This window comes from Pseudomonas sp. Pseusp88 (assembly GCF_047303955.1).
In the GTDB taxonomy this organism is placed as follows: Bacteria; Pseudomonadota; Gammaproteobacteria; order Pseudomonadales; family Pseudomonadaceae; genus Aquipseudomonas.
The window spans coordinates 63,606-82,039 of sequence record NZ_JBGLYM010000008.1 but is presented as its reverse complement, the minus strand read 5'-3'; the positions used below and the strand labels follow the sequence as shown (position 1 = coordinate 82,039).

Annotated in this window: 19 protein-coding genes; 6 read left to right on the top strand and 13 right to left on the bottom strand. The window is 61.2% G+C overall.

The window, feature by feature from the left end; genetic code table 11:
• The first annotated feature begins 16 nt into the window (after positions 1-16).
• On the top strand, positions 17-226 hold the full coding sequence (locus tag ACCD02_RS13005; protein WP_413302077.1) for a hypothetical protein: 210 nt from the start codon (positions 17-19) through the stop codon (positions 224-226).
• Between the two features lie 99 nt (positions 227-325).
• On the opposite strand, the gene pdeM is transcribed toward ACCD02_RS13005, so the two are convergent.
• From pdeM to ACCD02_RS12955, 10 genes are all read right to left on the bottom strand, one after another.
• Entirely contained in the window at positions 326-985 is a 660-nt protein-coding gene (gene pdeM, locus ACCD02_RS13000; protein ID WP_413302075.1) for a ligase-associated DNA damage response endonuclease PdeM, read from the bottom strand.
• On the bottom strand, positions 982-3,474 hold the full coding sequence (locus ACCD02_RS12995; RefSeq protein ID WP_413302072.1) for a ligase-associated DNA damage response DEXH box helicase: 2,493 nt from the start codon (positions 3,472-3,474) through the stop codon (positions 982-984). Before ACCD02_RS12995 ends, pdeM begins: the two co-directional genes overlap by 4 nt.
• Positions 3,475-3,658: 184 nt before the next feature.
• On the bottom strand, positions 3,659-4,423 hold the full coding sequence (locus ACCD02_RS12990) for an ABC transporter ATP-binding protein (RefSeq protein ID WP_413302069.1): 765 nt from the start codon (positions 4,421-4,423) through the stop codon (positions 3,659-3,661).
• A gap of 12 nt (positions 4,424-4,435) precedes the next feature.
• Positions 4,436-5,554, bottom strand: coding sequence for a succinylglutamate desuccinylase/aspartoacylase family protein (locus ACCD02_RS12985; RefSeq protein WP_413302067.1), 1,119 nt, complete (start codon positions 5,552-5,554; stop codon positions 4,436-4,438).
• 11 nt (positions 5,555-5,565) lie between these two features.
• Positions 5,566-6,276 (bottom strand): ABC transporter permease, encoded by a 711-nt coding sequence (locus tag ACCD02_RS12980; RefSeq protein ID WP_413302064.1) that lies wholly within the window; start codon positions 6,274-6,276, stop codon positions 5,566-5,568.
• Positions 6,273-7,001 carry an ABC transporter permease gene (locus ACCD02_RS12975; protein ID WP_259098951.1) on the bottom strand — a complete coding sequence of 243 codons (729 nt, stop codon included), beginning with the start codon at positions 6,999-7,001 and terminating at the stop codon, positions 6,273-6,275. Before ACCD02_RS12975 ends, ACCD02_RS12980 begins: the two co-directional genes overlap by 4 nt.
• Positions 7,002-7,084: 83 nt before the next feature.
• Positions 7,085-7,867 carry a transporter substrate-binding domain-containing protein gene (locus tag ACCD02_RS12970; protein ID WP_413302061.1) on the bottom strand — a complete coding sequence of 261 codons (783 nt, stop codon included), beginning with the start codon at positions 7,865-7,867 and terminating at the stop codon, positions 7,085-7,087.
• A 498-nt stretch (positions 7,868-8,365) separates the two neighbouring features.
• The gene (locus tag ACCD02_RS12965) at positions 8,366-10,876 is read right to left on the bottom strand and encodes a penicillin acylase family protein (RefSeq protein WP_413302058.1); all 2,511 of its coding nucleotides are present in this window, start codon (positions 10,874-10,876) and stop codon (positions 8,366-8,368) included.
• Positions 10,877-11,058: 182 nt separating this feature from the next.
• A complete protein-coding gene (locus ACCD02_RS12960; protein WP_413302055.1) occupies positions 11,059-11,259 on the bottom strand; it encodes an SEC-C metal-binding domain-containing protein in 201 nt (66 codons plus the stop codon).
• On the bottom strand, positions 11,256-11,750 hold the full coding sequence (locus ACCD02_RS12955) for an LEA type 2 family protein (protein ID WP_413302053.1): 495 nt from the start codon (positions 11,748-11,750) through the stop codon (positions 11,256-11,258). The genes ACCD02_RS12960 and ACCD02_RS12955 overlap by 4 nt, the downstream gene beginning before the upstream one ends.
• A 97-nt stretch (positions 11,751-11,847) precedes the next feature.
• On the opposite strand from ACCD02_RS12955, the gene ACCD02_RS12950 reads away from it, so the two are divergent.
• Positions 11,848-12,396: a hypothetical protein gene (locus ACCD02_RS12950; protein ID WP_413302459.1), complete on the top strand. Its 549-nt coding sequence runs from the start codon at positions 11,848-11,850 to the stop codon at positions 12,394-12,396.
• A 9-nt stretch (positions 12,397-12,405) separates the two neighbouring features.
• Here ACCD02_RS12950 and ACCD02_RS12945 read toward each other — a convergent pair whose 3' ends face one another.
• Complete coding sequence (locus ACCD02_RS12945; RefSeq protein ID WP_413302050.1) at positions 12,406-12,876, bottom strand: YchJ family protein; 471 nt, start codon at positions 12,874-12,876, stop codon at positions 12,406-12,408.
• Positions 12,877-12,879: 3 nt separating this feature from the next.
• Positions 12,880-13,377 (bottom strand): DUF6231 family protein, encoded by a 498-nt coding sequence (locus ACCD02_RS12940; protein ID WP_413302044.1) that lies wholly within the window; start codon positions 13,375-13,377, stop codon positions 12,880-12,882.
• A 261-nt stretch (positions 13,378-13,638) separates the two neighbouring features.
• Here ACCD02_RS12940 and ACCD02_RS12935 point away from each other — a divergent pair, with 261 nt between their 5' ends.
• The 3 genes from ACCD02_RS12935 (at position 13,639) to ACCD02_RS12925 (ending at position 15,556) form a co-directional block, all read left to right on the top strand.
• A complete protein-coding gene (locus ACCD02_RS12935; protein WP_413302042.1) occupies positions 13,639-14,346 on the top strand; it encodes an OmpA family protein in 708 nt (235 codons plus the stop codon).
• Positions 14,347-14,529: 183 nt separating this feature from the next.
• Positions 14,530-14,805 carry a DUF1145 domain-containing protein gene (locus tag ACCD02_RS12930; protein ID WP_413302040.1) on the top strand — a complete coding sequence of 92 codons (276 nt, stop codon included), beginning with the start codon at positions 14,530-14,532 and terminating at the stop codon, positions 14,803-14,805.
• Positions 14,798-15,556: a collagen-like protein gene (locus tag ACCD02_RS12925; RefSeq protein WP_413302037.1), complete on the top strand. Its 759-nt coding sequence runs from the start codon at positions 14,798-14,800 to the stop codon at positions 15,554-15,556. The genes ACCD02_RS12930 and ACCD02_RS12925 overlap by 8 nt, the downstream gene beginning before the upstream one ends.
• Before the next feature lie 164 nt (positions 15,557-15,720).
• Here ACCD02_RS12925 and ACCD02_RS12920 read toward each other — a convergent pair whose 3' ends face one another.
• Positions 15,721-16,185, bottom strand: coding sequence for a CopD family protein (locus tag ACCD02_RS12920; protein ID WP_413302035.1), 465 nt, complete (start codon positions 16,183-16,185; stop codon positions 15,721-15,723).
• Positions 16,186-16,283: 98 nt separating this feature from the next.
• Here ACCD02_RS12920 and dinG point away from each other — a divergent pair, with 98 nt between their 5' ends.
• Entirely contained in the window at positions 16,284-18,428 is a 2,145-nt protein-coding gene (gene dinG, locus ACCD02_RS12915) for an ATP-dependent DNA helicase DinG (RefSeq protein WP_413302032.1), read from the top strand.
• The last annotated feature ends 6 nt before the right edge of the window (positions 18,429-18,434 follow it).

The window sequence follows — 18,434 nt, the reverse complement described above, 5'->3', positions numbered from 1 at the left end:
AAGCCCAGGAGTGCCCATGAAGACAAACATCAAACCCGTCGCTACCCCTCAAGCCAATGAGATCGGACTTCTGGCTTGGTCGCTGTTGGCGCATCCGCAGTTCAACATGGTGGGCGGCGGTATTCCCGGTCAGCCCAACCCTGATACCCCTAATGACTACCCGCAGCCTGAAGAACCGGGCGAGCCAACCTTGCCTGACGAGCCGCCTCCGGCGCCTGTGGCCTGACGTTCATTGATTTTCTGTGGGACCGGCTTTAGCCGGGAAGGCATATTCCCGGCTAAAGCCGGTCCCACATGGTCCGCAGCCTTATGATCCCGAACTGATTCAGGAACTCACCGCCCACACCCCGCCATCACCCGTCAGGTAAATTTTGCCTGCTCCCTGTCGTTTTACCTGAAATCCCCCAGTGAACTCACCGAACGCCGGCAACAGGCTGACCCGCTCATTCAGATAAAAACACGGCAGGCGCAGACTCTGGCGACCCAGGCCATGTAGACGGAAAACAGGATGCACGTGCCCGGCCAGTACGTGCCGGGTCGGGTGTGGATCGGGTTCATGTTGCAGGGCGAAGGGGCCGAGCAACAGTGGTCCGCTGATGACTTCGATATTCAGCGAGGCAGGAGGGTCGCCGGCACGTTCGTCATGGTTACCGCGAATCAGGGTCATGGGCAGGGCGGCATGCCGCTCACGCCATTGACCAATGGCCGCGAGCGTCGCAGTCGCGTGAGATTCCGGGGCATGGAGGAAATCGCCGAGAAAGATCAGCCACTCACACGGGTAGGCCGCCAATAGCCGGTCCAGCCGCTGCAGATTGCTCTGGGTGGTGCCATGGGGCGCGGGTTGGCCCAGTTTGCGATATGCGGCGGCCTTGCCCAGATGAATATCGGCGATCAGCAGGGCGCGATGTTCGGGGTAATAGACGGCTTTATCTGCCAATAACCAGAGTTCCGCCCCGGCGAGGTTCACCGGCAGGTAAGGCTTCATGACCTGGCCTGCGGCCCTGCGGCTTTTTCCAGGTCGCCGACCATACGGGCGATGCGGTCTGCCAGTTTCTCCGTGGTCAGGCTTTCACGCATGCGCTCGACCAACAGCGGAAAGGCCATGGGTGTCGGGCGCTTTATACTGTGCAGGTCCAGTCGGCACTGATTGATATGGTGTAGCGACTGCTCCAGGCGGTTCAGGTCAAGTTCCTGGCGCAACACTTCCTGCTCGGCCTGAGTCAGCAGCAGATTGCTCGGGTCGTACTGCCGAAACACCTCGAAGAACAGCCCGCTGGACGCCTGCAGCTGCCGGTTACTCTTCGGCGCGCCGGGGTAGCCGGAAAACACCAGGCCGGCAATGCGGGCGATTTCCCGGAAGCGGCGCAACGCCAGTTCACCGGCATTGAGGCTGGCGAGAATGTCTTCCAGCAGGTGTTCCGGACTGAACAACCCGGCGTTCACCTGGTTGGGCCAGTCCACTTCGCTGGCGCTCAGCAGCTCGAAGCCGTAGTCATTGACGGCAATGGAGAAGGTCAGCGGGTGGTGCTTGCTCAGGCGCCAGGCCAGCAGGCTGGCCAGACCCAGGTGCACATGGCGCCCGGCGAACGGGTAGAGAAACAGGTGCCAGCCCTCCCGGGACTTCAAGGTTTCTGCCAGCAGGGTGTCCCGTTGCGGCAGTGCCGACCATTGTCGTTGCACTTGCAGCAATGATTGCACGGCCAGCATCTCGGGGCTGTGAAATTCGCCGTGGGCTGCGGCGTCGAATTTTGCCACCACCGCCTCGGCCAGTTCACTGGACATCGGCATGCGCCCGCCATTCCAGCGCGGCACAGCGGCCTTTTTGCGAGTAGCGCGCTGCACGTAGGCGGTCATGTTCTCCACTCGCACCAGTTCCAGCAGGCGGCCGCTGAACAGAAAACCGTCGCCGGGTTTGAGGCGAGCAATGAAACCTTCCTCCACCGTGCCCAGAGAGCCGCCACCGCCGCCTTTTTTCCAGTACTTCACGTTGACACTGGCATCGCTGACGATGGTTCCGATGCTCATGCGATGGCGCCGTGCCAGATGAGCGTCGGGCACACGCCAGATACCGTGTTCGTCGGGTGCTACGCGGCGGTAATCGGGGTAGGCGGTCAGGGAGTGACCGCCATGGCGGACAAATGCCAGGGCCCATTGCCATTCCTCGTCCGTAAGGTCGCGATAGGCCCATGCGCTGCGTACCTCCTGCAACAGCTCGTCGGGCAGGAAGCCGCCGCCCAGCGCCATGCTCACCAGATGCTGGACCAATACATCCAATGGCTTGTAGGGCGACTCCCGGCCTTCGATCATGCGTGCTGCGACGGCGTCATGGGCGGCGGCAGCTTCCACCAGTTCCAGGCTATGGGTCGGCACCAAGGTCACCCGGGATGGCCGACCGGGGGCGTGGCCGGAGCGGCCTGCGCGCTGCATCAAGCGGGCAATGCCTTTGGGCGAGCCGATTTGCAGCACGCGCTCTACGGGCAGGAAATCCACGCCCAGATCGAGGCTCGATGTGCAGACCACGGCTTTCAGATGGCCCTGTTTAAGTGCCCGCTCGACCCAGTCACGGACCTCACGCGACAGCGAGCCATGATGCAGCGCGATGAGGCCTGCCCAGTCGGGACGGGCCTGGAGCAGGGCCTGATACCAGATTTCCGATTGCGCACGGGTGTTGGTAAACAGCAGGCAACTGGTGCTGCTGTCCACTTCGGCCAGTACCTGGGGCAGCATGCGCAGGCCCATATGCCCGGCCCAGGGGAAGCGGTCGATGGTGGGCGGCAGCAGGGTATCGACGATCAGCTGTTTGTTCAGCTTGCCTTGCACGCTGATGCCGCTGTCGCCGACCAATACCTGTTGCGCGTGGCTCTGGTTGCCCAGAGTGGCCGACACCCCCCAGACAATCAGGTTCGGGATGAACTGACGCAGGCGTGCCAGAGCCAGCTGCAATTGCACGCCACGCTTGTTGCCGATCAGCTCGTGCCATTCATCGACTACGACCATGTTCAGGCTCGAGCACATACCTTGCGCATCGGCACGGGTCAGCAGCAGGGTCAGGCTTTCCGGCGTGGTGATGAGTGCTGAGGGCAAGCGTCGGCCCTGCCTGGCTCGCTCGCTGCTGCTGGTGTCGCCGGTGCGCAGGCCGACGCTCCAGGGAATCTGCAGCTCGAGCAGCGGTGCTTCAAGAGCCCGGGCAGTGTCGGCAGCCAGGGCGCGCATGGGTGTGATCCACAGCACCTGCAAGGGCGCGGCGACGGGTTTGCGCTTGCGCGGCTTGTCGTCAGCCGAGAGCGCGGCGGGCTGAGCGAAGCGATTGAGGGCGGCAAACCACACGGCATAGGTTTTCCCGGCACCGGTGCTGGCATGGAGCAGGCCGGACTGGCCGCGCCTGACGGCGGTCCACACCTCTTTCTGGAACGGGAAAGGCTTCCAGCCTGCGGCTGAAAACCATTGCTGCGCGAAGTCGGTTGGTTTGCCCATGCGCGGCGCTGTGCTCTGAAAGGGGATAAGTCAGAGACAGCGGGGTGCCGGGAATAGTTTTACCGATGAAAGGGGGCTGTCGCGAGTCGGCTCTAATCTGTAGGAGCTGGCCAAGGCTGCGAAGGGTTCAACACCGCTTTCGCAGCCTGCGGCAGCTCCTGCAAAGGCTTCATTCCAATTCAGCTTATTTGAGGTTGCCACTCAAGAACTGCTGCAACCGCTCGCTCTTCGGCGTATTCAACACCTGATCCGGATGCCCGGCTTCTTCGATCTGGCCCTGGTGCAGGAAGATCACCTGATTGGCTACCTTGCGCGCGAAACCCATTTCGTGCGTTACCAGGATCATGGTGCGACCTTCTTCGGCCAGGCCCTGAATCACCTTGAGTACTTCGCCCACCAGCTCCGGGTCGAGCGCCGAGGTCGGTTCGTCGAACAGCATGATTTCCGGTTCCATCGCCAGCGCCCGGGCAATCGCCACACGCTGTTGCTGGCCGCCGGAGAGGAACGCTGGATATTGCTCGGCAACACGGGCAGGCAGGCCGACCTTTTCCAGGTATTTGTGTGCCCGTGCTTCGGCTTCCTGCCTGGAGATGCCCAACACCCGACGCGGCGCCATGGTGATGTTTTCCAGCACGGTCATGTGTGCCCACAGATTGAAGTGCTGGAACACCATGGCCAGGCGCGTACGGATGCGTTGCAGCTCATCCGGGTCAGCGACGCGCATGCCGCCCTTGTCGCTGACCATGCGGATCTGTTCACCATCCAGGCTCATGGCGCCGTCATTGGGCTGTTCGAGAAAGTTGATGCAGCGCAGGAAGGTGCTCTTGCCCGAGCCGCTGGCGCCGATCAGGCAAATCACATCGCCGCTGCTGGCCTTGAGCGAGACGCCTTTGAGTACTTGGTGATCGCCATAGCTTTTATGCAGGCCATCGATGGTCAGTTTGTACATGACAGGCAGTCCTTAAGGAGAGAGCAGGTAGCCACTGCGGTAGGCCTCGGTGCCTGCGACGTGGGCAATGACCATTCCGGCCGTCGCCATGCGTCGCAGCGAACGGGCGTAGAGCAGGCCTGCGTTGAGCGTATGGATGGGGGTAACGCCATCGCCGATGGGGTCGATGACTTCCGCGATCAATTGTCCGGCCTCGACGTATTCGCCGGGCTGGGTGCAGAACACCAGCAGGCCGCCGACCGGCGTGGCGACCGGTTCGACGGCAGCCAGTGGCGTGGCCGGATAGAGCAGTTGCGGCGGGATGCTGATATCACCGCTGATGGCGCCAAAGTGAATCAGGTAGTTGATCAGCGCCTGGCAGTCGCGACTGGCCAGGGCGTGATTGACGTCGCCCTGGCCGCGCAGCTCCAGGGTCACCGAAAAACTGCCCATGGGCAGGTTGAAACGGTGGCCGAAACGTTCCTGTAATTGCCACCAGACCAATGTAAAGCACTCGTCGAAGGACTGACCGCCGGAGTCGGTCGCCAGCAGGCTGGCCTGGGCACCGAGGTAGCGCGACAGCGGCTCGACCTTTTTCCAGGCTTCGGGCGTGGTGTACAGGTGTTCGACGGATTCGAAATCGCAGTGCAGGTCCAGCACCATGTCGGCATCGCAGGCCAGACGTTGCAGGGTCAGACGCTGGGATTGCAGCTGGGTGCCGGCCACCTGGGCTTCGAGGGCGGCGCGCAGGCTCTGGCGAACCAGGGCAATGTTATGCGCCGGGTCGTCATTGAGACGGTCCTCGATGTCATCGCCGACCTGCAGGCTCAAGTCCACGAACAGACGATTGAAGTTCTGCCCGCTTTCCAGTTCGTAGCGGCCCAGGGGGATGTCCATCAGCACCTGTTCCAGGCCGATCGGGTTGGCCACGGGCACGACCACGATCTCGCCCAGCAGGCGCCCTGCGCTTTCGAGCTCGGCCAGGCGCTGTTTCAGGTACCAGGCCACCAACATGCCGGGCAACTCGTCGGCATGCAGCGAGGCCTGGATGTAAATCTTGCAGGCGCCGCCTTGCGGGCCGTAATGAAAACTGTGGATCTGCCGCGCGGTGCCGGGCACGGGGGCGAGCAGATCGTGAGTCAGATGACGCATTCAGGCAGGTCCTAGTGAGACGGGCCGAGGAAGGCTAGCCAGCGACGTTCGGCAAGGCGGAACAGACCGACCAGAATGAACGTGACTGTCAGGTAGATCAGCGCGGCGATGCCGAACGACTGGAAAGTCATGAAGGTCGCCGAGTTGGCGTCACGGGCCACCTTGAGGATGTCCGGCACGGTGGCGGTGAAGGCCACGGTGGTCGAATGCAGCATCAGGATCACTTCGTTGCTGTAATAAGGCAACGAACGACGCAGGGCCGAAGGCATGATCACGTAGGCATAAAGCTTCCAGCCGGTCAGACCATAGGCCTTGGCCGCTTCGACTTCTCCGTGGGACATGTTGCGGATGGCCCCGGCAAAGATCTCCGTGGTGTAGGCGCAGGTGTTCAGGGCGAAAGCCAGGATGGTGCAGTTCATGGCATCGCGAAAGAACGCGTCGAGCAGCGGCTGGGCGCGTACGGCAGCAATGCTGTAGATGCCGGTGTAGCAGATCAGCAACTGGATATACAGCGGCGTGCCGCGGAACAGATAGGTGTAGAACTGCACCGGCCAGCGCACCAGACGCTTGTTCGATACCCTTGCGATGGACAGTGGGATCGACACAAGGAAGCCGATGGCGATGGATGCACTGAGCAGCCACAGGGTCATGGCCAGGCCGGTGATGTGCTGCCCGTCGCTATAAAGGAAGGGCCGCCAGTACTCCTGGAGTAGTTCGATCATCGTTGTGCCTCCCGGCTGCCTGCCGAGTAGCGCCGTTCAGCCCAGCGCAGGGCGAAGTTCGAGGCACTGGTGATCAGCAGGTAGATCAGGGCCGCCAGGACCAGGAAGTAAAACAGCTGGTAAGTGCTCTTGCCGGCATCCTGAGACGCCTTGACCAGATCGGCCAGGCCAATGATGGATACCAGGGCGGTGGCCTTGAGCAGCACTTGCCAGTTATTGCCGATACCCGGCAGGGCGAAACGCATCATTTGCGGAAACACCACGTAGCGAAAGCGCTGGCCGCGCTTGAGGCCGTAGGCAGTTGCAGCTTCGACCTGACCACGTGGCACCGCGAGGATCGCGCCACGGAAGGTCTCGGTGAAATAGGCGCCGTAGATGAAGCCCAGGGTAATGACCCCGGCCGCAAACGGGTCGATCTCGATGTAATCCCATTCCAGGGCGTCGGTGATGCCGCTGAGCCAGGTTTGCAGGCTATAGAAAATCAGCAGCATCAGCACCAGATCCGGCACGCCGCGGATCAGGGTGGTGTAGAGCTGGGCCGGTGCACGCAACAGCACCGAGCCGGACAGCTTGGCACTGGCGCCGATCAGGCCGAGCACGATGCTCACGATCAGCGACAGTACGGATAATTTGATGGTCATCCAGGTGCCTGCGAGCAACAGCGGGCCGAAGCCTTTCAAGCTGAATGCCGACAGTCCCAGGTTTTGCATAAGCGCTTCGAGCATGGATCTCGCCTTTGCGGTCAATAAAACAAAACGCCCATCGAGGACGGCAGTGGGACATCGCCGTGTCGATGGGCGTCAGGGTGTTACTTACCGCTATACAGGTTCAGGTCGCCAAAGTGCTTCTTCTGGATTTCGGCGTATTTGCCGTCGTCATGCAGCGCTTTGATGCCTTTGTCGAGCAGGGCCTTGAGATCCTTGTTGCCTTTGGAGATGCCGATCGCAGTCTTGGCCGGCAGCAGAGGATCGTCGATTGGCTTGCTGACTTCGTAGTCGGCACCGGCTGGCGATTTCAGGAAGCCCAGTTCAGCTTGCAGCATGTCTTGTACCGAAGCGTCCAGACGACCGGAAGTCAGGTCAGCATAAACCTGGTCCTGGTTGGCGTAGGCCTTGGTAGTGACGCCAGCCTTGTCCAGTACGGCCTTGGCGTAGGCTTCCTGGATGGTGCCTTGCTCGTAGCCTACGGTCTTGCCTTTGAGGCTCGCAGGGTCAGCGGTGAAGCCTGCACCCTTTTTGAACACCAGGGAGGTTGGGCCGGAGAACAGTTCGCTGGAGAAGTCGATGACTTTCTGGCGTGCTTCGGTCACGGTCATCGACGAAATGACACCGTCAAACTTGTTGGCCTTCAGGCCAGGGATCATGCCGTCGAAATCGCTTTCGACCCATTTGCACTTGACCTTCAGCTCGGCACAGATGGCATTGCCCAGGTCGATGTCGAAGCCAACCAGGCTACCGTCAGCGGCTTTCGATTCGAAAGGGGCGTAAGACGGGTCAACACCGAAGCGCAGCTCCTTGTATTCCTTGGCCATTGCATTGCCAGCGGCGAGGCAGATCGCCAATGCAGAGAGAGTCAGCCATGCTTTTTTCATCGTTCAGTCCTTAAAACCAAATTGAGCGTTAGGATCACGCGAGGCCTGCTACCGGCAGGGCCAGACCGTGAGACGATAGCAAGTTCCGAACCAAACAGGCGAACATGCGTTTTAAATGTAAGCAGTTGTCGCAATGCTGACTTAGGTGGAATTTCGGCGCATCCAACGGCAGAAAGCCACCATCGCGGCAAGATGTGAAAGTCCCAAAAAGGGGCGCAGAATACATGGCGCACCAATATCGGGCAAAGAGCGATTCAGTTGGATTGCTCGGGCGGCACTGTCGAAGTGCGGCTTTAAGTTACTGGCGCGTTACCAGCTTGGCCAGCTTTGGGCCGTGGGGTAACGTTGGAATTTGCTGTCGCGCGGTACACGCCGAACCTGTAGGAGCTGCCGAAGGCTGCGAATGGGCGTATCTGACCCACCGCTTTCGCAGCCTTCGACAGCTCCTGCATAACCTCATTCCAAATCATCGGGTTGAGGCCATTCGATAGCCGAGGATTATTTCCCAGGCGTCAGGGTTAACCGCTGCTTGCCAAACGCCTGCTCCAGGTTCTGCGGTTGCAGCGGGATCGACATGTACTGGGCCTTGAGCCAGGGCTCGATGCCATTGGCAAAGTTCGGGCTGGCCGGGTTGCCGGACTGGCCTGCACCGCTTTGGCCCATCAGCGGCTCGTTCAGACCGAAGTCGACGATCATGCGCAATGCCGGCACTGAACGGGCATCGAAGTCCTGACCCCAGTTGTAGGCCGAGGTGTTCAGTGTGCTCTGGTCGCCACCCGCCGGGAACGGGCCGCGATTCAGGCCGCTGTCAGTGCTCTGACCCAGGGCTTTGGCCAATTGATTGCTCTGGGCGGTCCAGCTGTAGCGGTGCAGCTTGCCCCATTGCCAGGCCTTGTGATCGCCGCCGAGCTGGCTGTCGCCCGCAGTGATTGCCGCGGCCAGGCTGCGCGCCAGGATTGTCGGTTTGTCTTCTTTCTGCGGGGTTTTCAGGTCGTCCCAGAACGGGCTGTCTTCACGCCCCAGCAAGTGGTCGGCCTGGGCCGAGTAGGCGAGATTGGCGCCTGCCACCAGGGCTTTCCAGGCCGGGCTGGTTTCCGGGCCAAGCTCGTCGAGGAAAATCTGCTTGCTGCTTTCCTGCAGGAACAGTTCATACAGTGCAGCATCGGCCGAGGTGGCGCTGAGCTTGCCGTCGAAGGCCATCAGGCGTGAATAGGCTTCACGGGCCTTGCCGCGTTCGGCCTCGGGCAGCGCATCGATGGCCTGTTGCAGGGGCTTGGCCATGCCGGGGGCTTCGAACATCTTCTTCAGCTTGGCGGCGAACGTAGTGGTCTGGTCATACTGCATGGCAATCAGGCTGCGGCTGTCCTGCTTGCCACTGCCCGCCAGTTCGGCGATGCGCTCGGCGCGCTCGGGGGCAAACCAGGAGTTGGACAGTTGCATGCCGTAGCCCTTGGGCACGGTGCGCTGGTTGGCCGTGGCGATCCAGCCTTGCTGCGGGTCCTGGTCGTACGGATGCAGCATCGGATCGGCAAAACCGTCCCAGTCGTAGCGGCTGTCCCAGCCCGGCGACGGCAGCAGGCCGAGGCCATCACGGCGGTTCGGGTAGCGTCCGGTGACTTGCCAGCCGGTATTGGACGCATCGGCGAAGACCATATTCAGAGCGATGGAACGGATCTCGCGGCTCTTGTCGAACGCGCGTTCGACGGTGGGCGCGCGGGACAGGTCGAAGTAGGCATCCAGGCTCTTGTCGTCTTTCAAGTCCGGCACTTGCAGGGCCAGGCCCAGGCCGCTGTTCAGAACCACGGCTTGTACCGGGCTGCTGCGCTCGCCAATGGCGCTGTTGAGCAGCGCACCGTGACGGGTTTCGTAGAAAGCTTCGCGAACCGGGCGGCCGCCTTTGACGAAGAAGGTTTCCTCGTGGGCCACGGCGGGTTGCCATTTGCCATTGGCCATATACATCAGGCGATTGTTTTCGCGCTTGAGCTGCTCGAGAAACAGATCCTGATTGTCACCCTTGACCGCCGTCATGCCCCAGGCCAGCTTGCCGTTGAAGCCGCTCAACAGCAGCGGCAAACCGGCGATGGTGGCACCTGCGGCCTGGTATTTCGGTGCGCGGATCTCGACGAAATTCCACGCTGAGGGCAGGCCGGCGGGCAGGTTCATGTCGCTGGCCAGCAGGCTTTTGCCGGTACGGCTGCGTTGCGGGCTGATCGCCCAGTTATTCGACGCGGCGACGCTGAGCATATTCAGATCGGAGAGTTGCAGAGCGGCCTTGTTCAGGTCACCCAAGCCTTGCACCTGGCTCAGGTTGACACCCTTGAGCTTGTCGGCTTCGGCCTGGGGCAATTCTTCGTCAGGGTAAGTCGGCATCAGCCAGGCCAGCTTGTCGAGGCCGACCTTTTGCGCCAGTTGCAGCGAGGCCAGTTCCTGTTGCAGGTTGGCCGAGGTGCTGAAATCCAGCAGGCTGAAGATCAGTGCCGAGTCTTCGGGCTTCCAGTATTCCGGGATATAACCGGCATCGGCCAGATCGGCGGGCAGCTTGTCGCGATAACGGAACAGATAGGCGTTGACCCCTCGGGCATACACCTCGAAGAAACGCTTGAGCCGGGGTGAGGCGCCGTTATACAGATCGCCCGCACTCTTGCGCAGGTTCACCGAGCGCATCAGGCGGTCGACATCCAGCGCCGCAGGGCCTTCCAGCTCGGCAAGGCGGCCCTGGGCCAGCAGACGCATGGCGACCATCTGGCTGATGCGGTCGCTGGCATGGAGATAACCGAGGGTAAACAGCGCATCGTGAAAGGTGCTGCTCTCGATCAGCGGCATACCCAGATTATTGCGGCGCACCGAAACGTTTTGCGCCAGGCCCTTGATCGCCACGACCCCGGTATTGGGCGGCACGCTGTCGCTGCCATGGCCGTCGAGTTGACAGCCCGACACACTCAGCAAGCCTGCCACGGCAGCGGCGTAGCCGAACCGGGGGAGAAAATGGGATAGGGATGGCGAGGCCATGACGAAGCTCCTGAGGGGGGATCAGCGGATAAAGGGCAAAGGCGCTACGTTAGTGAGCGGGCAGGCGTCACGCAAGCGGGGAGAAGGAGTTTATTTCAGGATTTTGCCGCAGCGACGCCGGGTCGCAGGCGCCAATTAAAGCGGCCTCCCGTGACAGAGGCCGCTGCGTTATGCACGAAGCGTTACGCGCCGTGGCATTTCTTGAATTTCTTGTCGCTGCCGCATGGGCAGGGATCATTGCGGCCAACGTCCTTCAGGGCGTTGCGCACCGGCTCCTGATGGGCATGGCCGCAGTTGGGACCGTGCACATGGCCGTGATCGTGGTCATGATGGTCGTGGTCGTGATTGCAATCAGGGCCATGTACATGGGGTTGCTGGTTCATTTGGGGATCTCCGGAATCAAATCTCCGGGGATTATCTCGCCATCGCGCTCAATACGCACGCTGCGGCCGAAGAATAATCCGGTCTTGAGCTTGCCTTCGAGGCGGTAGTGGATCGGATTGCGTGGTTTTTCCAGCAATTTGGCCAGGTACTTGAGGTGTTGCCACAGGTTGGTTTTGATCGGGATGACGAAGTATTTGCTGGTGTGGGGCGCAACCCGGAAGCGGTCTTCGTATTCGCCTTCGGCCAGTTGCACATCGTTGAGCAGGATCTTGTAACTCAGCCCACGCACCCACATGCCCCGGTCGTTGGGGTTATCAATGCGAAAATGCAGCTTGAAGCTTTGCTCCAGCAGATGCGCCTTCACCACCTGGACTTTGAGTAGATGTACTTCAGGCTCTTCATAACGGCTGAACCAGCTGGCGCAGCCGGTCAGACTGGCGAGCAGCAGCGCGAGGCTGACAGTTTTAAGAAGATGCACCTGAAAAAACATGAACTGGCTCCGGGAACCGGCAATTGGTTGCTGGCGGTTGTTGCAGGAATCGAGCCTGCGCCATACTCGTGCCTGTGTGCAACTCGAGCGTGCTTCCATGACTCTTTACGAAATCGTCTTCAGCGGCCAGATCGTCCCCGGTGCCCAGCTGGACAGGGTACAGGCAAATCTGGGCAAATTGTTCCAGGCCGATGCCCAGCGCCTGGCACTGTTGTTCTCCGGACGGCGACTGGTACTCAAGAACAATCTCGACAAGGCCGCCGCCGAGAAATACCGCTCGACTCTGGAGCGTGCCGGTGCTTTGGTCGAAGTAGTGGACATGGAATTGCCGATGGAGGAGGTCGAACTGGCGCCTGCGCCGGATGAGCGCGGTTATCTGCCGGTCGCGCCTGGCCCAGCCGTTAAACCAGGGCGCTTGCAGATCAAGCCGCGTGACGTCTACATGGCCGCCTTTGTCGACGTCGATGCGCCCAATCTGGCAATCGCTGAGGTCGGCGCCAATATGCAAGACCCGAAACCGCCCGTGGCGGCGTTGAACCTGGATCTGTCACAACTGAGCCTGGCACCTGCCGGCAGCGACATGGGCCAGGCGAAGAAAGCGGCGGGCGCACCTGCGCCGGACACGTCCCACCTGAAACTGCGCTAGAGGTGCGGGTCAGACGAAGCCGGCGCAGCACTTCTTGAATTTCTGCTCACTGCCGCACGGGCAGGCGTCATTGCGCCCGGCCTTGAGCGGCACGGTCGGGTCGATAAAGTACCAACGGCCCTGATTCTGCACGAACGACGAACGCTCGCGATGGCTGTGCTCGCCGTCGTTGTCGTGCCAGCGTGCGGTAAACGTGACGAAAGCGTGCTCGGGCTTGCCGCCGAACACCTCGGCGCTTTCCACCTCCAGGCCCAGCCAGGTGCTCTGGGCACTCCACTGACTGATGGACTCGCGGTTCAGCCCGGCCTGCTGCACCGGCAAGGTCGTCGCCACCAGATAATCGATCAGGCCCAACACATAGGCACTGTAGCGCGAACGCATCAGTTTCTCGGCACAGGGCGCGGGCTGCCCGGCATGGAAGTGGCCGCAACAGGCCAGCAACAGATCCCCGCTGCCGCAGGGACAAATAGTGCTACTCATGATTTACCACCAATACTTGCCAAAATTCTCCGGATTGGCCCAGAACTTCGCGTTTAACCAGTCGGGGACTTGCTTGTATTCGCGCAAGTCGTAGGTGTACAGGGACAGGACCTGTTCATCCCGGGCGAAGCGTTCGCTGACTTGCAGGGCCAGGGAGTAGAAGTCGGTGTCCTGCCAGCCGCAGGCGTGCAGGTCGGCCAGTACGGCGATGCGACTGGCGTTGAGGTTACGGATGCCGCCGAGCAATTCCAGGCCGATGCGCTTGGGGATGTGCTCCAGGCAGTCCACCACCAGGGCCAGGTCGAAGCGTTGCCCGGCAAGTTCCGCCGATAGCGGTCCGGGCATGGCCTGGAACACATGGCTGTCGGGGTGCGCCTCGCGAAACGCCTGCAATGCCGGGAAAGCCTGGCTGCCGACCAGCAGCAGGCGTTCAGGCGCATAACGGTCGAGCAGGGCCGCCATGGCCTGTTGGGGAGTGCGGGTGGAAAAACCTTCGGTCATCAAAAATCCTCGTCTGGAATGGCAAGACTAGCTCGCTCCGGGATCGTGGCCTAGTCTCACTGCACCTGATTTCTGGAAAGCGCTTTTTACGGCGCCGTTGACTGCTGGCGAAATGAATCGTTCAGCGTTTTCCAGAGCTGGGTGACGAAAAGTATAAAAATGAGTGCAATCTCCCGGAAACACGGGATAAAGCTGGCGTTATGGCCAAGTGCCGTCTTTAATCCTTGAGCGGCGGTGGGCCGACTATTAGGAGAAAAACATATGAGAATGTTGCGCACGGCGTTACCTCTGCTTCTCGTTACCAGCGTCCTGACGGGTTGCGCTGGCTTGCAAAAGACTGACTGGCCGATTTGCGCTGCGGGTGGCGCGTTGGGTGGCGCTGCTGTCGGTGCCTTCCAGACTGCTGCGGTCGCGGCGAGTCTGGGTGGGGCGGTGGGTGTCATGGCCGGTGCCTATTGCTGGGTGCATGGCGATGGCGATGATGATGGCGACGGCGTACCGAACAGCCGTGACAAATGCCCGAACACGCCTAAGGGCGTAGTGGTCGATGCCGATGGTTGCCCGCCACCACCACCGCCTGTAGCGGCGCCGGTGCCGGTTGAGCCGGTCACTTCGTCCCGCGAGGAAGTGATTGTCATCCGCGACGTGCTGTTCGAGTTCGACTCGGCCAAGCTGACCGCCGCTGACAAGAAAAAACTCGACGTCATTGCCACTCGCCTGAAACGCGAAGCTTCGACTGCGCAACTGCACGTCAGTGGCCATACCGACAGCGTTGGCAGCGATGCCTACAACCAGAAACTGTCGCAGAAGCGTGCCGCTTCGGTGACCGATTACCTGGTCAGCTCGGGCATCCCGCGTAGTGAGTTCGTTTCCGTCGAAGGTTTTGGCGAAAGCCGCCCGGTCGCGGACAACAAGACCGCTGATGGCCGTGCGCAGAACCGTCGTGTGGAAATCAAGATCAACCGTTGATCCCTTGCTGTAAACAGACGGGCCCGGCTTGCTGCCGGGCCCGCTCTTTTCTGAAACCGCCTGGCGGTTCACTTCCCGGCTACATGAAATTTCACCCCCGCGCTGGCATATTCTTCCCCCTAGCCGTTACTGTGCGTTCCCAATAGGAAGCGTTCGCAGAAAAACTATAACCAGGGGCATGTAATGAAGCTGTTTTGGGGCATGGGGAAAGTGTTGACGCTGGCCTTCTGGCTGGTGGTGTTGGTGAGCCTGGCTATCGAACTGCCAAGCCCTTTCGAGATACTGCTCAAGCTGGCTGGCGGCCTTATGCTGCTGATCCACGTGCTTGAGGTGCTGTTTTTCAACAGCGATCTGCGTGCACGAGCCCATCCTTGGCGCGATCGTCTGCAAATCCTGTGTTTTGGCATGTTCCATCTGCAATCCTTTTTTCGTCCATCGCAGGAAATCAGCCATGCGTAGTCTCTGTCTGCTCGCTGCGCTGTGCAGCCCCCTGGCGATGGCCCAATCCATCAATGTGCAGCCCAATTCCTTCATGCGCCTGCCCGGCAATAACAGCGTTCTGCAACTGGATCGTCTGGAAGTCGCCGACGGTGCAACCTTGTGGGTTCCGGCCAAAGTCACCGAAATGAATGTTGGCGAATTGAAACTGGGTCGCGAGGCGCGCATCACCATCGTTCCCGGCCCGACGGCGTTCAAACTGACGGTCAAGCAAGGCGAACTGGGCAGCGGCAGCCAGATCAGCGCTCGTGGCGCGGCTGGCAGTTTCGAGAAACCGGCGTTGCCGGGGCGCAACCTGACGCTGCGCCTGGAGCATCTGAAAGCTGATACGCTCGCGGTGGATGCCCGCGGCGGTACCGGTGCGCCGGGCTATAGCGGCCTGGACGGCGGCAACGGCAAGGCCCCGGGTTGCACCTGGGGGCAGGCGGGCAAAGGCTCCGATGGCGACAGGGGTGGCGACGGCCATGAAGGCGCCGCAGGTGGTCAGGTAAGGCTTGAAGTGCCACTGGAGTTTACCGCCGAGCGCATCAAGGTGCAGGTTGACGGCGGTGCCGGTGGCGCACCGGGTGCAGGCGGCAAGGGCGGTCAGGGTGGCGCTTCGAAAGGCTGTCTGGTCTATCGTGCCGACGGTGGCAAGGCCGGTCGCACTGGCGAAGCCGGGCAACCTGGCGGCAAAGGTTCGGCGGGTTCGGTGACGGTGCAGCATTTGTAATAACGGCAAATCATCAGAGCCAACTCAATTCCTTGAGTTGGAGTGAGACCTCACAGGAGCCGGCTTGCTGGCGATAGCGGTATAACAGGCGACGACTGCGTTGCCTGAACTCATGCCATCGCCAGCAACCGGCTCCTGCGGCCGGTCCCTCACGGCAATATGCCTTAAAACATCGGCCGCGCCGCCGCAATCGCCACCACCGCGAGGCCGATAATCAGGTTACTCCCCACCAGCCGCCGAATCCGGCCCAACGTCGCAGCGCCCTCAGCCCACTGTTCCGCCTCCACCGCTCGACGCAGCTCCGGCAGTTGCAGGCCCTGGATGCGGATGAACAGGGCAACCATCACGACATACAGGCCCATCATCACCTGTACGTAGCGCGGTGCGGTTTCGAAACCGCTGAATTGCAACTGGATCATGCCGATACCGCTGATCGGCAAAATTACCACGGCCAGCCAGACCCAGACGAAAAAGCGCGGGAACACATTCAGCCATAATTTCAGGCGTGGCGGGCCCTCCAGCGCGGCGACGGCCGCCGGGCGCAGGACCATCCAGGCGAAAAACATGCCGCCGACCCAGGCCAGGGCGGCGAGGACATGCAGGGTGTAGACGAGGGAAAAGGGTGTCATCAGGTACTCCGTTCTGCGCGGATGGATTTAGCGAGGTATGATAGCGACCTCTCAGAACTACTGAGAATTTATCCAGCATATTTGTAGCGCCCCAAGCCATGATCAGTACCGAACTCAAATCCCAGATTCAGGGCGCCTATTCGCGTTTCCTCGAAGCCAAGAGCCTCAAGCCACGTTATGGCCAGCGTTTGATGATCGCTGAGGTCGCCAAGGTGCTGGGTGATATCGAAACCGATGAGGAAGGGCGGCGCTCTGGCGACCCGGCTGTGGTCGCGGTGGAAGCGGGCACCGGTACCGGCAAGACCGTGGCCTATGCCATAGCCACCATTCCCACGGCCAAGGCCGCAGGCAAGCGTCTGGTCATCGCCACCGCCACTGTCGCCCTGCAGGAGCAGATCGTCTACAAGGATCTGCCCGAGCTGATGCGCAACAGCGGCATGAATTTCACTTTCGCCCTGGCCAAGGGGCGCGGGCGCTACATGTGCCTGTCCAAGCTCGACATGCTCCTGCAAGAGGGCGACTCGGCCAACGCTACAGCACAGCTGTTCGAAGAAGAAGGCTTCAAGATCGAGGTCGATGAGGCCAGTCAGAAGCTGTTCACCAGCATGATCGAGAAGCTCGCCGGCAATAAATGGGACGGCGACCGCGACAGTTGGCCCCAGGCTCTGGAAGATCAGGACTGGGCGCGCCTGACCACCGACCACAGCCAGTGCACCAACCGTCATTGTCCGAATTTTCAGCAGTGCGCCTTCTATAAGGCTCGCGAAGGCATGGGCAAAGTCGATGTGATTGTCACCAACCACGACATGGTCCTGGCCGACCTGGCCCTGGGCGGCGGTGCTGTATTGCCCGATCCCAGGGATACCCTGTACGTCTTCGACGAAGGCCACCACCTGCCGGACAAGGCTATCGGCCATTTCGCCCACTACACCCGGCTGCGCTCCACCGCCGATTGGCTGGAGCAGACGGCAAAAAATCTTACCAAGCTGCTGGCTCAACACCCCCTGCCGGGAGACCTGGGCAAGCTGATCGAACAGGTGCCGGAACTGGCCCGGGAGATCAAGGGCCAGCAACAGTTCATGTTCAGTGCCTGCGAGCAATTGGCTGACTTCCGCGCCGGTGAAGACATGGAAGGCCGCGAGCGGCCGCGCCATCGCTTCATCGGCGGTGTGGTGCCCGAGCATATCCGCGAGATGGGTATCGAGTTGAAAAAGGGCTTTGCCCGTCTCGACGATCTGTTCACCCGCCTGGCCGACCTGCTCAAGGAAGGCATGGACGGTGAGGTCAATATCGGCATTGCCAGTCATCAGGCCGAGGAGTGGTACCCGCTGTTCGGCAGCCTGCTGGCCCGCGCCCACGGTAACTGGGAGTTGTGGACGGCCTTTACCGCCGAAGACCCGGAAGACAGCCCGCCCATGGCGCGCTGGCTGACCCTGGCCGACAGCGGTTCGCTGTTTGATATCGAGGTCAACGCCAGCCCGATCCTGGCTGCTGAAATGCTGCGACGCAACCTGTGGAACGTCGCCTATGGTGCCCTGGTGACCTCGGCAACCCTGACCGCTCTGGGCAAGTTCGACCGCTATCGCATGCGTGCCGGCCTGCCCAAGGGCGCGGTGACGGCGGTGGTGCCGAGCCCGTTCCATCATGCCGATGCCGGTGTGTTGCGGGTGCCGGACCTCAAGGCCGATCCTCGCGATGCCGCCGCCCATACTGCGGCGATCATTCGCGAGCTGCCAAATCTGGTGGAAGGCTCCCGGGGCACCCTGGTGCTGTTCTCTTCGCGCAAGCAGATGCAGGACGTGTTCGACGGCCTGGAGCGGGACTGGCGCAAGCAGGTGTTCATTCAGGGCAACCTGTCCAAGCAGGAAACCCTCAACAAGCACAAGGCCAGGGTCGATGGCGGCGATTCCAGCGTGTTGTTCGGCCTGGCCAGTTTCGCCGAAGGCGTGGACTTGCCCGGCGCCTATTGCGAGCACGTGGTGATCGCCAAAATTCCTTTTGCCGTGCCGGATGATCCGGTGGAAGCGGCCCTGGCCGAGTGGATCGAAGCGCGTGGTGGCAACCCGTTCATGGAAATCGCCGTGCCCGACGCCTCATTGCGTCTGGTTCAGGCCTGCGGCCGGCTGCTGCGTACCGAGCAGGATCGCGGCACCATCACGTTGCTGGATCGGCGTCTGGTGACTCAGCGTTACGGCAAGGCGATTCTCAACGCGCTGCCGCCATTTCGCCGCGAGATATCCTGACGTCTG

Coding starts and splice junctions, on each gene's coding strand:
- ACCD02_RS13005 (WP_413302077.1), top strand. CDS start 17: ATGAAGACAAACATCAAACCCGTCGCTACCCCTCAAGCCAATGAGATC.
- pdeM (WP_413302075.1), bottom strand. CDS start 985: ATGAAGCCTTACCTGCCGGTGAACCTCGCCGGGGCGGAACTCTGGTTA.
- ACCD02_RS12995 (WP_413302072.1), bottom strand. CDS start 3,474: ATGGGCAAACCAACCGACTTCGCGCAGCAATGGTTTTCAGCCGCAGGC.
- ACCD02_RS12990 (WP_413302069.1), bottom strand. CDS start 4,423: ATGTACAAACTGACCATCGATGGCCTGCATAAAAGCTATGGCGATCAC.
- ACCD02_RS12985 (WP_413302067.1), bottom strand. CDS start 5,554: ATGCGTCATCTGACTCACGATCTGCTCGCCCCCGTGCCCGGCACCGCG.
- ACCD02_RS12980 (WP_413302064.1), bottom strand. CDS start 6,276: ATGATCGAACTACTCCAGGAGTACTGGCGGCCCTTCCTTTATAGCGAC.
- ACCD02_RS12975 (WP_259098951.1), bottom strand. CDS start 7,001: ATGCTCGAAGCGCTTATGCAAAACCTGGGACTGTCGGCATTCAGCTTG.
- ACCD02_RS12970 (WP_413302061.1), bottom strand. CDS start 7,867: ATGAAAAAAGCATGGCTGACTCTCTCTGCATTGGCGATCTGCCTCGCC.
- ACCD02_RS12965 (WP_413302058.1), bottom strand. CDS start 10,876: ATGGCCTCGCCATCCCTATCCCATTTTCTCCCCCGGTTCGGCTACGCC.
- ACCD02_RS12960 (WP_413302055.1), bottom strand. CDS start 11,259: ATGAACCAGCAACCCCATGTACATGGCCCTGATTGCAATCACGACCAC.
- ACCD02_RS12955 (WP_413302053.1), bottom strand. CDS start 11,750: ATGTTTTTTCAGGTGCATCTTCTTAAAACTGTCAGCCTCGCGCTGCTG.
- ACCD02_RS12950 (WP_413302459.1), top strand. CDS start 11,848: ATGACTCTTTACGAAATCGTCTTCAGCGGCCAGATCGTCCCCGGTGCC.
- ACCD02_RS12945 (WP_413302050.1), bottom strand. CDS start 12,876: ATGAGTAGCACTATTTGTCCCTGCGGCAGCGGGGATCTGTTGCTGGCC.
- ACCD02_RS12940 (WP_413302044.1), bottom strand. CDS start 13,377: ATGACCGAAGGTTTTTCCACCCGCACTCCCCAACAGGCCATGGCGGCC.
- ACCD02_RS12935 (WP_413302042.1), top strand. CDS start 13,639: ATGAGAATGTTGCGCACGGCGTTACCTCTGCTTCTCGTTACCAGCGTC.
- ACCD02_RS12930 (WP_413302040.1), top strand. CDS start 14,530: ATGAAGCTGTTTTGGGGCATGGGGAAAGTGTTGACGCTGGCCTTCTGG.
- ACCD02_RS12925 (WP_413302037.1), top strand. CDS start 14,798: ATGCGTAGTCTCTGTCTGCTCGCTGCGCTGTGCAGCCCCCTGGCGATG.
- ACCD02_RS12920 (WP_413302035.1), bottom strand. CDS start 16,185: ATGACACCCTTTTCCCTCGTCTACACCCTGCATGTCCTCGCCGCCCTG.
- dinG (WP_413302032.1), top strand. CDS start 16,284: ATGATCAGTACCGAACTCAAATCCCAGATTCAGGGCGCCTATTCGCGT.